At 66.7% G+C, this 14,020-nt stretch carries 9 protein-coding genes; 8 read left to right on the forward strand and 1 reads right to left on the reverse strand.

From position 1 onward, the window contains the following. Positions 1-98: 98 nt before the first annotated feature. The 8 genes from F4553_RS09475 to F4553_RS09515 all read left to right on the forward strand — a co-directional run bounded on the left by F4553_RS09475 (position 99) and on the right by F4553_RS09515 (position 12,731). Positions 99-1,550 (forward strand): DUF3375 domain-containing protein, encoded by a 1,452-nt coding sequence (locus tag F4553_RS09475; protein WP_184834585.1) that lies wholly within the window; start codon positions 99-101, stop codon positions 1,548-1,550. Next, the gene (locus F4553_RS09480; protein WP_221469830.1) at positions 1,547-2,164 is read left to right on the forward strand and encodes a DUF4194 domain-containing protein; all 618 of its coding nucleotides are present in this window, start codon (positions 1,547-1,549) and stop codon (positions 2,162-2,164) included. The genes F4553_RS09475 and F4553_RS09480 overlap by 4 nt, the downstream gene beginning before the upstream one ends. Beyond that, positions 2,157-6,695, forward strand: a complete 4,539-nt coding sequence (locus F4553_RS09485; protein ID WP_221469831.1) for a Wadjet anti-phage system protein JetD domain-containing protein — start codon at positions 2,157-2,159, stop codon at positions 6,693-6,695. The genes F4553_RS09480 and F4553_RS09485 overlap by 8 nt, the downstream gene beginning before the upstream one ends. Positions 6,696-6,980: 285 nt before the next feature. After that, positions 6,981-8,774 carry a hypothetical protein gene (locus F4553_RS09495; RefSeq protein WP_184834589.1) on the forward strand — a complete coding sequence of 598 codons (1,794 nt, stop codon included), beginning with the start codon at positions 6,981-6,983 and terminating at the stop codon, positions 8,772-8,774. Positions 8,775-9,422: 648 nt separating this feature from the next. Then, positions 9,423-9,920, forward strand: a complete 498-nt coding sequence (locus F4553_RS09500) for a hypothetical protein (RefSeq protein ID WP_184834591.1) — start codon at positions 9,423-9,425, stop codon at positions 9,918-9,920. Positions 9,921-10,053: 133 nt separating this feature from the next. Next, positions 10,054-10,500 carry a hypothetical protein gene (locus tag F4553_RS09505; protein ID WP_184834593.1) on the forward strand — a complete coding sequence of 149 codons (447 nt, stop codon included), beginning with the start codon at positions 10,054-10,056 and terminating at the stop codon, positions 10,498-10,500. Between the two features lie 901 nt (positions 10,501-11,401). After that, the gene (locus F4553_RS09510; RefSeq protein ID WP_184840554.1) at positions 11,402-12,475 is read left to right on the forward strand and encodes an IS110 family RNA-guided transposase; all 1,074 of its coding nucleotides are present in this window, start codon (positions 11,402-11,404) and stop codon (positions 12,473-12,475) included. A 25-nt stretch (positions 12,476-12,500) separates the two neighbouring features. Further along, complete coding sequence (locus tag F4553_RS09515; protein ID WP_184834595.1) at positions 12,501-12,731, forward strand: integrase core domain-containing protein; 231 nt, start codon at positions 12,501-12,503, stop codon at positions 12,729-12,731. A 15-nt stretch (positions 12,732-12,746) separates the two neighbouring features. Here F4553_RS09515 and F4553_RS09520 read toward each other — a convergent pair whose 3' ends face one another. After that, positions 12,747-14,012 (reverse strand): IS256 family transposase, encoded by a 1,266-nt coding sequence (locus tag F4553_RS09520; RefSeq protein WP_184834597.1) that lies wholly within the window; start codon positions 14,010-14,012, stop codon positions 12,747-12,749. Positions 14,013-14,020 lie beyond the last annotated feature (8 nt).

The raw sequence follows: 14,020 nt of genomic DNA on the forward strand, positions 1-14,020 counted from the left end.
TGAAGTGACCGATCCCTGACAGAGTGTCAACAGCCCTGGTGACAAGCGTTCGCCGTGACCGTACGATCGTGGGTTCGGTCGGCGGCGGGGAGGTATGCGTGGAGTTCGACGATCTGGAGGCACTCCACCGCAACAGTGCGGCGTGGCGGCTCCTGCGCGCAGACAACGCGCCCATGATCTTGTCGTTCCTCGCCTCGGTGTTCCTGGACACCAATACCGGAGCCGTCGCAGCCCCGGAGATCACCGGCCGCCTCGACGACACGCTGGCCGTGCTCAACGAGCGCCACCCCGTCGCCCGCTACCCGCGTACCGCCAAGGAGTACCTGGACGAGTGGTCCAAACCGGAGGTCGGCTGGCTGCGTCGCTACTACCCGCCCGGCTCCGACGTCGTTCACTTCGATGCCACACCGGCCGTCGTCAAGGCGTTGGGCTGGGCGTCGTCGCTGGTCGCTCAGCCGTTCGTCGGTACCGAGTCCCGGCTCTACATCGCCGTGGACCTGCTGCGGCAGATGGCGTTCGGCGCGGAGGAGGACGCCGAGGCCCGGCTCGGGGAGCTGTACCGGCGGCGCTCCGAGATCGACGCGGAGATCGCCCGGGTCCAGTCCGGCGATATCGCCGTCATGGACCCCGCCGCGCAGCGCGACCGCTACCAGCAGTTCTCCACCACCGCGCGCGGCCTGCTCGTGGACTTCCGCGAGGTCGAGGCGAACTTCCGCGCCCTGGACCGGCAGTTGCGCGAGCGGGTCGCGCTGTGGGACGGGTCGAAGGGCGCCCTGCTCGACGAGGTGCTGGGGGACCGGTCGTCGATCGCGGACTCCGACGAGGGGCGCAGCTTCCACGCCTTCTACGACTTCCTGCTGTCCGAGCGCCGCCAGCGCGAGTTCGCGGAGCTCCTGGCCGCGGTGCAGGCGCTGCCGGCGATCGCCGAAACCGATCCGCGGATGCGCCGCGTGCACTACGACTGGCTCGACGCGGCCGCCCGCACCCAGGCGACGGTGCGGCAGCTGTCGGAACAGCTGCGCCGCTTCCTCGACGACCAGGTGTGGCTGGAGAACCGGCGGGTAATGGACATCCTGCGCAGCATCGAAACCCATGCCCTGCGCCTGCGCGGCCGCAGCGATGTCGATATCGTCACGGCGATCGACGGGGTGGTTCCGGCGATCGCGCTGCCGATGGAGCGGCCTCTGTACCGGCTGCGGGCCAAGGCCGCCCTGGACAGCACGCCGACCGGCACCGGCGGTGCCGACGTCGACGTGTCGGCGCTGTTCGAACAGGTCTACGTCGACCCGGCGCCGCTGCGCGAGCACGTGGTGCGGGCTTTGGCCCGCCGGTCGCAGGTGATGCTGGGCGATCTGCTCGCCGAGCGTCCGGTCGAACGCGGCCTGGCCGAGCTCGTCGCGTACCTGTCGCTGCACGGCCCGGAGTTCGAGATCGTCTTCGACGAGGCCTACCAGGAGCACGTCGAGTGGGTGGACGAGGGCGGGGTCCGGCGGCTGGCGACCCTGCCCAGGGTGACGTTCCTGCGCAGCGCCGAGCTGGCGGCCCGGTGAGCGCCCGCCCGCACGAGACCGCCCCGGACCTCTCGGTGGCGGTGACGCAGCTGATGAAGGGCGTCGTCTACCGCGACACGCACGAGGTGGCGTGGCGGCACCTGCTGGCGCTGCAGCCGCAGGTCCGCGACCACGTCGCGGTGGTCGGGCTGCAGGTCGTCGTCGACGATGCGGAGGGGTACGCGTTCCTGCGCTCGCGGCCTGACAGCGGCGACGGCGACGAGCCCGCGATTCCCCGGCTGATCGCCCGCCGTCAGCTGTCGCTGCACCTGAGCATCCTGCTGGCCCTGCTGCGCAAGCGCCTGGCCGAGTTCGACGCCCGGGCCGCCGACACCCGGCTGGTGCTCACCCGGGCACAGATCATCGACACGGTGACGGTGTTCATGTCGAACACGAAGTCCGACGCCCGCGTCGTCGACCAGATCGATGCCAACATCGCCAAGGCGGTGGATCTGGGTTTCCTGCGCCGGATGGGCGACGCCGAGGGCTCGGTCGAGGTGCGGCGCATCCTCAAGGCGTTCGTCGACGCGCAGTGGCTGTCGGACTTCGACGCCCGGCTGGCCGCGTACGCGCAGGAGTTCGCGGACCCGGACGGAGGCGGCGGGAATGAGTAGCGGCGTCGAGCCGGCAGACCGGCAGCTCGGGTGGCGGCTGCACCGCCTGGAGGTGCGCAACTGGGGGACGTTCGACGAGCGGGTCTGGTCGCTGGCCCTCGACGGCGCCAGCGGCCTGCTGACCGGGGACATCGGGTCGGGCAAGTCGACCCTCGTCGACGCGGTCACCACCCTGCTGCTCCCGGCGCACCGGATCTCCTATAACAAGGCCGCCGGGGCCGAGACCCGCGAGCGCAACCTTCGCTCGTATGTGCTGGGCTTCCATAAGTCCGAGCGCAACGAAGACACCGGGACGTCGCGGCCGGTGGCGCTGCGCAGGGCCAGCACCTTCTCGGTGATCCTGGGGGTGTTCGCGCGGGGCGGGGCCTCGGTGTCGGTGGCGCAGGTGTTCTGGCTGCACGACGGCAACACCGGCCAGCCTGACCGGCTCTACCTGGTGGCTGACCGGCCGCTGGGCATCGAGGCCGACTTCATGGAGTTCGGCACGGACATCGGTGCCCTCCGCAAGCGCCTGCGGGCGGGCGGGGCGCGGGTCCACGACCACTTCCCCGACTACGGCCGCGACTACCGCAAACGCCTGGGCATCGCCTCGGAGCAGGCGATGGAGCTGTTCCACCAGACGGTGTCGATGAAGGCGGTGGAGAACCTCAACGAGTTCGTGCGCAGCCACATGCTCGAGCCGTTCGATTCCGACAGCTGGATCCGGCAGCTCATCGACCACTTCGACGACTTGAGCCGGGCCCATGAGGCGGTCGTCGCGGCTCGCGCCCAGCTGGAGGCGCTGCAACCGCTGCTGCGGCTATGTGCCGACTACGACAAGCACGGCGACCTGGTCGCGCGGGCCGAGCGTCGCCTGGCCGCGCTGCCGTATTTCTGCGCGCAGGGCCGGGCGCAGGCGTGGTCGGGGCTGATCGGCGGCCACCGCCAGGACCTGGAGGCTGCGCAGGCGCGGTTGGGGGAGGTGGCAGCGGAGCTGGTGGCGCTGCGTACGGAGCAGCGGCGGCTCGATCTGGAACGCGCCGGGCACGGCGGGAACCGCCTGGCCGAGATCGACCGCGAGGTCGTCGACGCCGAGCAGTCGCGCCAGGAGCGCCGCCGGTCCTTCGACCGGTACCACACGCTCCTGAAGGAGGTCGAGCTGGCGGCGGTGGGCTCGAGCGAAGCGTTCGCCGCGCGCCGACGGCAGATCGACGACTACGGCCGGGCGGTGGAGGCCGGCCTCGCCGAGAACGCGGCCCGGCAGGGCGATGCGGTTGGTGCTTTGAAGGAGGTAGAGGGCGAGATCAAGGAGGTCAACGCCGACCTGATGAGCCTGCGGGCCAGGCCGACCAACCTCCCGCGGCAGAGCCTGGAGCTACGCGGACGCTTGTGCGCGGAGTTGAAACTGGACGAGGACCTGCTGCCGTTCGTGGGGGAGCTGATCCAGGTACGGCCCGACGCGCTGGAGTGGGAGGGCGCCGCCGAGCGGGTCCTGGGCGGGTTCGCCCTGTCGATGCTGGTGCCGCAGGCGCACTACGGCGCGGTCTCCGACTGGATCGACAGCCGCCACCTGGGCGGCCGGCTGGTGTACTACCGGATCCCGCCCCGGGTCAGCACCGTACCCGCCGTTCCCGCCGACCCGCGGCTACTGCTGGCTAAGCTTGACCTGCGCGAGGGCCCGATGCGGGACTGGCTGTCGGCGGAACTCGGCCGGTGGGCGACCTACGAGTGCGTCGACTCGATGGAGGAGTTCCGGCGGGCCGAGCGCGCGGTCACCCGCGCCGGCCAGGTCAAAGGCGACCGGGGCCGCCATGTGAAGGACGACCGGCGCCGCATCGACGACCGCAGCACCTTCGTGCTCGGGTGGACCAACCAGCAGAAGATCGACCTCCTGCTGGCGCGAGCGGTACGGCTCACCGAGGAGGTGAAGACCGCCCGGGCGGAAGCGGTTCGGCTGGCGGAGGTCGGCCGGCAGCTGGTCGGCCGCAGCAACCAGGTCGCCCGGCTCCAGGAGTACGGCGATTTCACCGCACTGGACTGGCAGTCCATGGTGAACCGGATCAACGACCTGGAAGCCGAACGTGCCGCCCTCGTCGCCAAGGACGGCGAACTGCGACGGCTGTCGGACCGCCTCGACGAGATCGGAGCCAAGATCACCGAGTGCGAACAGGAGAAGAGCCGCTGCGACCGTGCCCGCGGCTCCGCCGGACAGGCCCTGGCGCAGGCCGAGCAGGCCCTCGCCCGGGAACAGGAACTCCTCGCCGATCCTGTGTCCGCCACCGCGCAGGACACCTTCGCCGACCTGGCGGAGCTCACGGACGGCGACCCAGCGACGGTTGAGGACTTCACCCGCCTCGAAACCCACCTGCGCGATCTCCTCAGCCGGGCCAGGGACACCGCAGCCAGAGCCCGCAGCAGCGCCGAGACCAGAGCCGTCACCGCCATGACCCGGTTCCGCGCCGCCTACCCACTGCTGACCAGGGACGTCGACGACGACATCGAATCGGCCGCCGAGTACCGCACGCTGCACAGCCGGCTCACCGCCGACGACCTGCCCCGGTTCGAACGCGAGTTCAAGCAGTACCTCAACACCAACACCATCCGCGACATCGCCACGTTCCACTCCAAGCTCAACGAGCAGCGTGACCTCATCCGCGACCGCATCGACGTCATCAACACCTCCCTCGTCGACATCGACTACAGCCCCGGCCGCTACATCCGCTTGCAATGCGACCCCAGTCCCAGCACTGACATCCGCGACTTCCGCACCGACCTGCGAGCCTGCACCGACGGTGCCCTGCAGCCCGACGACAGCGACACCTACTCCGAACAGAAGTTCCTCCAGGTCAAAGCCCTCATCGAACGCTTCCGGGGGCGAGAGGGGTTCAGTGAGGCCGACCGGGCCTGGTCGCGCAAGGTCACCGACGTCCGCAACTGGTTCGTGTTCACCGCCTCCGAGCGCTACCGCGAGGACGACACCGAGTACGAGACCTACAGCGACTCCGGTGGAAAATCCGGCGGCCAGAAGGAGAAACTCGCCTACACGATCCTCGCCGCTTCGCTGGCGTACCAGTTCCGCCTCGACAGCGGCCCCCGCCGGCGAAGACACGTTCCGCTTCGTCGTCATCGACGAAGCGTTCGGCCGCGGCTCGGAAGAATCCGCACGGTTCGCCCTGCGGCTGTTCCAACGCCTCGGCATGCAGATGCTCATCGTCACCCCTCTGCAGAAGATCCACGTCATCGAGCCGTTCGTCGCCGCCGTCGGATTCGTCGACAACCCCGACGGGTCCAGCTCTCGCCTGCAGAGCCTCACCATCGAGCAGTACCACGCCCGGCGCATCGCCCACCAGCAGACCCGCCACATCGCCGACCAGGTCCTCACATGAGCGCCACCCGGCAGTGGACGACCTACAGCGACGTCGTCGCTGCCCTGCGCAAACGGTGGACCACAGGAGACCTGTTGCGGCGCATCGCCGAAGGTACCCCGTGGGAGGCTGTCTGCATCCCTGTGCGCGGACCGTCGGCGGCTGAAATCGGCGCCGACTTCAGCCGAGCCCAGGACTGGGTCGCGCGGTGGGCCGCCAACCAGCGCCAGCTTCGGGTCGAATACCGCGCCGTGGGCGGACGCGCCATCGGCACCAACCGCATACCGCACCAAGCCTGGATCGACACACCCGAACAGGCATGGGCACTGCTCGACGTGGCCCGCCAAGCCGACCGGTTCCAGGAACTCGTCGAACTCACCGCCCGGCGGGCGCCCGCACTGGTCGCCCGGATGTCGGCCCACCCTCACCGGGTGCTCGACAACGAGCGGTGGTGGGCCCAACTGCTCGATACCGCCACCTGGATCAGCGAGCACGGCACACCTGACACCTACCCGCGGCAGGTCGACGTGCCCGGCGTCGACACCAAGTTCATCGAAGCCCACCGCACGGTGCTGTGCGACCTGCTCGACGCGTACCTGCCCGCCGACCGGGTCGACACGAGCCGGCCCCCGGCCGACTTCGCCGGACGCTACCGGCTGCGCCGCAAACCCTCCTACGTCCGGCTGCGCTACCTCGACCCGCGCCATCCTGGTCCGTACACCGAGATGACCGTCCGACTCGATGAACTCGCCGCCCACCCGCCGACCCAGATTCGGGTGTTCGTGGTGGAGAACGAGACCACCTACCTCGCCTTCCCCGCCGTCGGCGACGCGATAGCCGTCCTCGGTGGCGGATACGCGGCGTCAACCCTGCGCGCCCTCACATGGCTGCGCGACCGTGAACTGATCTACTGGGGCGACATCGACACCCACGGAATGCGAATCCTCCACCGGGTACGTGAGATCTTCCCGCACAGCCGGTCCATGCTCATGGACCGGGCCACGCTGCTCGCGCACCGCGATCACTGGGTCGTCGAGGACGTTCCGACGGCAGAGGCACTGCCGCATCTTGACGGCGACGAGGCGCGCCTCTATCAGGATCTTGTCGAGGATGCGTTCGGCGCGTCGATACGGCTGGAACAGGAACGAGTACGGTACTCAGCTCTCGCGGCAGCGGTCCGTCAGTGACGGATGTCGCCGCGCGCGTGGTATTTCACCGGTGTAGCTGGCCGCCCGCTACGAATACGTCGTCTCCGTTGCTTCGTCCGGCCGGTGCCGTCGCATGATGCTGCCTGGACCAGATCGGAGCATGCCACTATGGCAATAGTGTGGGGGGAATGCGAAGTTCGCGCCCTGGGCTCTGGTTCTATCCAAGTCTGACTTCTATTGTCGAGCGGTGCCGTCTGACCTGGGCCGTGACGGGTCGTGAAGTACCTATCGTCTCGGGGCATACGCGGGCTGTGGAGTTGCGGCATGATCGTCACCGTGATGCGACCCGCCGCCGACGATGCCGAACGACTCGAACTCCTGGCCCTGCGGGTTTGCGGGACAGCGCAGACCGCAGCATTGCCCCCTGATCTCCGGGTCGCGATCGCTGACCTGGCAGCGTTCCTGGCGCAAAACGACCAAGCTGCATCACCGCAGGTAGATCTGCCCGACAGGGTCAGTATCGACCTGCTCTTCGAAGCCGCGATGCGGACACCGGACCTGCTGCGCAGCTCCGCCCTTGCCCCCCTGCTGCCTTACTCGACTCCGCAGCAAGTCGCCGATCTGCTGGATCATGCGCGAGGGCTCGCCGATACCGACGCGCGTAGCCGGCTCCTCAGCGTTCTGGCGCCGTACCTCGACGCAGATCAGGCAGGCCAAGGGCTCGCTATGACCGCCGACATCGTCGTCCGCGGACAGCTCATCCACTGTTTGACGGCTCTCCTGCCCCGCCTGGCACCCGCACCCAGGTCGGAGGCGATGGCCAGAATGCTGCATCTCCTGAGCGAACTGCTACACCTGATGAGAGAAGTCGGAACCCACGACTCGCAGCTGTTCTGGACACTCGCACCCCACCTGCGCTTGCCGGAGATGGAGGCGGCACTGGTCGTCGTCCACGACATGACCACACCGGTTGAGCGGGTGTCGATGCTGGCCCTGGTCGGAGAGCACCTCACCCCGGCGCAGCGCGACCACGTACTTTCCGACATGAACCACGTCGACGACGGCAACCTGATCGCACATAGGCTGTCCAGCTTGGCCCCATGGCTCGACGAGCGTCAGATGACCACAGCCCGCAGCATCGCCGAAGGAATCAGCGACCCCGGCTGCCGGGTGAGAGCACTGACAGGGTTGGTCCCGCACCTTCCACCGCAGCAGCAGTCAGGCGCCATCGCGTCGGCCGCTGCCGCAGCCCGGACGGCTGGCGCCGACGACAGCATCGCCATCATCGCGTTGCCGCAGCTGGTGGAGATGCTCGATCACGAGCAGCTGGGAGTGCTGTTGTCCGCCGTTCCCTCTGCCCGCTGGGAGAACACCCAGGCTTACCAGATCGGGCTGCTCGCGCCGCATCTGGCGCCCCGGCAACTCGACACCGCGCTCGCCATCGCAGGAGGCCTCGGCGATCCTTCGTGCCGGGTCACAGCGTTGGCCAGCCTGCTGCCGCACCTGGCAGCCGAACACCGCGAGCCGGCCGCAGCTGCGGCCCTCGCTGCGGTGACAGCGGTCTCCTTCCCATGGGACTCCCTCATCGGCATCGCGGCCTGGCTCACCCGAGACCAACTCGACACCGCCACCGACATCGTTGCGGGCATGGACGACGCGTACCGCGGCACCGCGCTCGCCGGACTCATCGCGCACCTGGACGCTGCGCAATCGGACAGGGCGCTCGGCATGGCGATGAGTATCAACGATGAACACTCCCGGGCTGAGGCCTTCGTCGCCCTCGCGGGACACGTTCATTCCGATTCTCTGGTCCTGATCACAGCAGCGGCTGCCGAACTCGAGGACCTGGAGCTGCGAATCGACACCACCATCGCGATAGCGCCTCACATCGCGCCGGCCGCGCGGGACGAGGCTATATCCAGCGCCGTCAGCTGGGCGCGCACCGTCAACGATCCGGGTACGCGGGCCAAGGCCCTCATCCTGCTGGCAGAGCACCTTCGCGACGATCACCGGCGAACGACTCTCGTCGACGCGTTCGTCACGGCGGACGCCGTTGAGGAAGATCTTGAGCGCTTGATGCTGCTCAAGGGGATCATTCCGCGAGTCCTCACGGACTGAGGTGAGTAGGGTCGTGCGGCGGTAGTGCATATGTGCCCGGGGCGTGTCGGGCGATCGGGCAACCGCTGCCACACATGGAATCGACCGTGACGTAGACGGCCTGTGGCTGCTGCAGCCCCATGGGCCCGTCGCCGACCCGGGCGGTAGGTGTGCGCCGAGGTAGGCGATGGGGCACCACAAATCGAACGTGCGTACGAATCAAGCCGAATTGCTCTTGCGGCGAACCGTAGTGGATCACTAGCGTACGTGCCGCGGAGCCACCACCTGCTCCGAGTCGAGTCCGATGTGGCTTCCTGTCGCCTCGGTTAGCGGGGAGAACCATTTCATGGATTTTGCGCTGCGCCATGCCCTTTTTCAGGCTCCGTGGTCTCTGTTAGGTGGCTCGTTGTAGCTAACCTCGGTGTCTCGATCTTGCTCTTGCCGGGTCTACCTTGTCGGCACGGGGAGTTTGGGTGTCTGGTCGTCTTACTACTGCGCGTCGTGTGCTTTCTGGCCACCGTGTGGTTGTGTCGTTTGTCGCGGTGGCGCTCCTGGCCGGTGTGGTGCGGAGGAGGGCCTGAACATAGGCAAGAGCGTCCTTGGTGCAGCGGGAGTGAATTTCGGATGAGCGGCTTTCGTGAACTAGTCGAGACTGACCTAGCGTCGCTCGTGGCATGGCTTAATTCTGATTGTGCTCAAGTTGCCCAGTTCCAGCCAAGTCAATGGCTTGCACTGGTGGAGCTGGTTACTGCGAAAATGACAGATGTAGTAGTGCATCCCGATGTCGATTGGCGTCACCTATCTGATGCCTACTATCGTAGTCTTTCCATGGCGAAGGAATCGGGCGTTTTAAGTGACTCTGATTCGGTAGTCAGATCGCTGAATTTGACTTCAGTTCTACTGAGGCGAGCGGGTGCCGAAGAATCCGTGCGAATTCTCAATCCGAAAACGGCCATCGAGTTGTTCTTCCAATATGTTCCTCTAACCTTGGTCGAGGCAAGGAGATTGGCAGATGATTGGCGAGGAATAGACATGCAGTATATTCGCGTTCTCAGGGTGGTGAAGAATCTGCTGACCCCCACTTTGAGAATCCGGCTCTTCGTCGGCGATGAACAAGTCCTTTCCGTGTTGAGTGACTGGGAAGCCGTATATCTAAAGCTCCCGTAAGATCGGTTTTGCTTCCTTTCACATACCCGCCCGTGCCATCATGGTTGGTTGATTCACCTAAATGTATGACAGCGACATCGGCAACTGGTTCCCTATCTTGCAGGATGTGTGAGTCGAAGGAGATTAGTTCGGTATGAGCGAAGGTTACGTGCCGCCCATTCGCCTTGGCCCCGACGTCGCGCGGGCGTGGAGCTTGGGGCCGACTGGTGATGCAATCTGGGATGAGTTCCCCGAGGTGCGTCCCGCGATGAAACAGCTCATCTGCGAGGGAATCGAATATTCAATCAATGCCAATAAGGCGTTGGCACCAGTGGAACCGTATGCGTTCTTAGTCCACTGTTTGGGGCCCTATCTGGATTCGCATACTGGTGGGCCGTCCTATTGGGGAGCTCTCGCGCGGATGCTCTGGCGATGTCTTCGATACGAGGGGCCGGCAAACGAGTCGGAACGTTATAACATGCAGGTGTATGTGCTTGATCGGTTTGACCCGGGAGTGCTGCGTGAGAATCTGAGAAAGGTTGATCCTGCAGTGGCGGACTACGTCGATTACATCTTCCCAGAATGGTGGACCGCAGAGTAAAGGACAACCAACTACGGGGTCATGCGGTTGTGGCGGCCTGAAGTGGGCTTAATGCTCTGCCTGCGAAGGCCGCGCAGAGGCGTGCATCGGCTGACGTTGTGTAGCCGGGTGGTGATGAGGTGGGAGCGGATGCGGGAGCGTCGTTCAGGAGTCGAAATTCCGAACTGATGACTCCAGCAGCTGCAGGGTCAGCAGCAGGGTGGGGACGCTCTTGCCCGCGCAGGGTGCGTCGAGGACTCGTCCCGCCACTGCTGCCCCATGGCGGAGGCCAACCGGTCGAGCAGCGGACCAGGCGGGCTTCGCCGATTTCGACGGGGTTCTGCGTCCGTAGACGCCGGTACTCGGCGAGTTCGACCACCATGATCGGAACGGCCAGCACCGGCGCGGTCAAACACCCAGCCGCGGACCTCAACCCATGAACGTCGGTAGGTGCCAGCACCGATGTCGTCGCGACCTTGGCTGCCTAGAGTTCGGCATGCCGATGAGGGGCGTAGGGGAGTGCAGATGAGACCGCGGTACGATCGGCGGCTACGGCCGGGGTGTGATGTGGCCGGATCCCGGCCGGGCAACCGAGACGTCACGTCCGGGCCGCGTCGGCTCGGTCCGCTGGAACTCGTCTCGGCCGCCGTGCTGACGCTGATGCTCGGCGCCTGCTCCGACTGTGAGACTGGTGGTTGCCGGTAGGCGGCCTGACTCTTGCTTACGACTGACCCCGCAGTCTGGGTGTCCTTGCTGTTGATCTGTCGTCCGCCTGCCGGCGCACCACCCCGCGGTGCTGGCCGGGCGGGCAGTGACCTCATAGGAGCCTGAAGGCAACTCAGTCTCGTCACAGTCCCGTCCACCCGGCCGGCCAGCGTCGCCACCCGCGCCCAGGCCTGAGCTGGAGGTAGCTGTGACAAGCATGAACCCCGACCCGCGACTGCGTCGAGTCGTCATCGGCGTCGACACCCACAAGTACGTCCACGTCGCGGTCGCCCTCGACGACATCGGCGGCCGCCTGGACGACCGCTCCTTCCCCGCCGACCGGGCAGGATACGAACAGCTCATCGACTGGGCGGCCGACCTCGGCGCCCGCAGACTGATCTTCGCGATCGAAGGGACCGGCTCCTACGGCGTCGGGCTGACCTCGGCCGTGCGCAGGCGCGGCATCGGCGTGGTCGAGGTCCTGCGGACAGACCGCCGCGACCGGCGCCTACGCGGCAAGAGCGACACCCTCGACGCCGAGAACGCCGCCCGCGCAGCCCTGTCTGGCAACGCCACCTCGGTCCCCAAGACCAACGACGGCACCGTCGAGATGATCCGCCAGATCAAGGTCGCCAAAGACGTCGCTGTCAAGGCCCGGACCTCAGCCATGATCACTCTCAAAGCGGTGATCGTCACCGCCGCACCCGAACTCCGCGAACAGCTGCAGCCCTTGTCGAAGATGGCCCTGATCAACCGATGCGCAGCCCTGCGCCCCGGCAGCATCACCACCGTAGCAGCGGCGACCAAGCACACGCTGCGGTCGATCGCACGCCGCTGGCAGCAGCTCAACGACGAGATCAAAACCCACGAGAAACTCCTGACCGAGCTCACCACCCAGCTCGTTCCGCAACTCGTCGCCGCGTTCGGCGTCGGCGCGGACACCGCCGCAGAGCTACTCATCGTCGCCGGCGACAACATCGACCGCGTTCGCTCCGAAGCAGCATGGGCCCGACTCTGCGGCGTCGCACCGATCCCGGCCTCGTCCGGCCTGACCACCCGCCACCGACTCAACCGCGGCGGCCACCGCCAGGCCAACGCCGCGCTCTACCGCTCCGTCATCGTCCGCATGCAACACCACCAGCCCACCCGCGCCTACGTCACCCGCCGAACCAGCGAAGGCAAGACCAAAGCAGAGATCATCCGCTGCCTAAAACGCCTACTCGCTCGCGAAATCTGGGCACTCCTGCGCCCCCTACGCAGCACGAACACCACCACCACAGCCATAACTTGACAGATATAGGAGCGTCAACGCGTTGATGGAGTCCACGATCGGCCTCTACAAGACCGAACTGATCAAACCCCGACGACCGTGGCGGACCCTGGCCCAGGTCGAACTGGCCACCGCGGAATGGGTCGACTGGTACAACCACAGCCAGCTGCATTCGACCATCGGGCACCTGCCACCCGCCGAATACGAATCGATGTTCTACGCTCACACCACCCCCGACACCAGCGGGCCTGTAACGATTTCCGTGTTTGAACCTTGATGTGATCGATGATTGTTAGTGGGTGATCCGATCGCCGTAGGCGAGGATCAGGGCGTTGAGTGCTTTGGCCCAGCCGTAGATCCGGCCGGTGATGCTGCCGCCGTTGCGCTTTTCTCGGACAACGAGGTAGAGCACCTTCATGGCGGCCTGTTCGGACGGGAAGTGCCCTCGTCGGCGGGACGCCTGCCGGAACCGGGCGTTGAGCGACTCGATGGTGTTGGTCGTGTACAGGACCTTCCTGACCTCGGCGTCGTAGTCGAGGAACGGCACGAACTGCGGCCAGGCCTGCCGCCATAGCCGGATCACGGCCGGGTACTGGGCGCCGAAGTCGTCGGCGAACCGTTCGAAGCGTTCCTCGGCCGCCGCGACCGTCGGAGCGGTGTAGATCTCCGGCAACGCCGGGGTGATCTTCTGCCAGTCCTTGCGGTTGGTGTACCGCAGCGACGCCCGGACGAGGTGGACGACGCACTGCTGGTGGACCGCGAGGGGCCAGACCTGTTCGATCGCGTCGGTCATGCCTTTCAACTCGTCGGAGCAGACCATGAACACGTCCTGCACGCCGCGGTTGCGCAGCTCGGTCAGGTACGCCGCCCACTGCTTGGCGCCTTCACCGCCGGTCCCGGCCCACATGCTCAGGACGCCGCGTTCGCCGTCGAGGCTGACCCCGACCGCGACGTAGACCGGTCGGTTCGCGACCTGACCGTCCCTGATCTTCATGATCAGCGCGTCGACGAACACGGTGGCGTAGACCACGTCTAGGGGCCGCTGCCGCCACGCCTCCATCTCGCCGAGGACCGCGTCGGTGACCTTGCTGATCAGCTCCCGCGACACGGTCGCGTCGTAGACGTCGGCCAGATGCGCCTCGATCTCGCCCGTGGTGAGCCCTTTCGCGTACAGCGACACGATCGTGTCGTTGAACCCGGTCAACCGGCGGGCGTGCTTGGGCACGATTCGCGGCTCGAACGTGCCGGCCCGATCCCGCGGGACCTGGATACGAACGGGCCCGACATCGGTCTGCACCGTTTTCTCGCCGTGCCCGTTGCGGATGTCGGCCCGCCGACTCGTTCCGGGATCGACGCCATCGGCGTCGTCGAGGTGCTCGTCGAGTTCGGCGTCCAACGCCGACTCGAGGACCGTCCGGGTGATCCCGGCGAGCAGGCCCCCTGGCCCTACCAGCGACAACCCCTCCGCGCGGGCCTTGTCGACCAGTTGCCGGGCGAAGTCCGGCTCCGCCTGCGACGCGGGCTCCACCCGAGCCGGCACCGTTTTCCTCGCTGCCATGAACATGA

The sequence above is a fragment of the Allocatelliglobosispora scoriae genome, from assembly GCF_014204945.1.
Classification (GTDB): domain Bacteria; phylum Actinomycetota; class Actinomycetes; order Mycobacteriales; family Micromonosporaceae; genus Allocatelliglobosispora; species Allocatelliglobosispora scoriae.

What these genes read in the sequence shown, in the direction of transcription:
- F4553_RS09520 (WP_184834597.1), bottom strand. Translation starts at nt 14,012, where the DNA reads ATGGCAGCGAGGAAAACGGTGCCGGCTCGGGTGGAGCCCGCGTCGCAG.
- F4553_RS09485 (WP_221469831.1), top strand. Translation starts at nt 2,157, where the DNA reads ATGAGTAGCGGCGTCGAGCCGGCAGACCGGCAGCTCGGGTGGCGGCTG.
- F4553_RS09505 (WP_184834593.1), top strand. Translation starts at nt 10,054, where the DNA reads ATGAGCGAAGGTTACGTGCCGCCCATTCGCCTTGGCCCCGACGTCGCG.
- F4553_RS09495 (WP_184834589.1), top strand. Translation starts at nt 6,981, where the DNA reads ATGATCGTCACCGTGATGCGACCCGCCGCCGACGATGCCGAACGACTC.
- F4553_RS09515 (WP_184834595.1), top strand. Translation starts at nt 12,501, where the DNA reads ATGGAGTCCACGATCGGCCTCTACAAGACCGAACTGATCAAACCCCGA.
- F4553_RS09510 (WP_184840554.1), top strand. Translation starts at nt 11,402, where the DNA reads ATGAACCCCGACCCGCGACTGCGTCGAGTCGTCATCGGCGTCGACACC.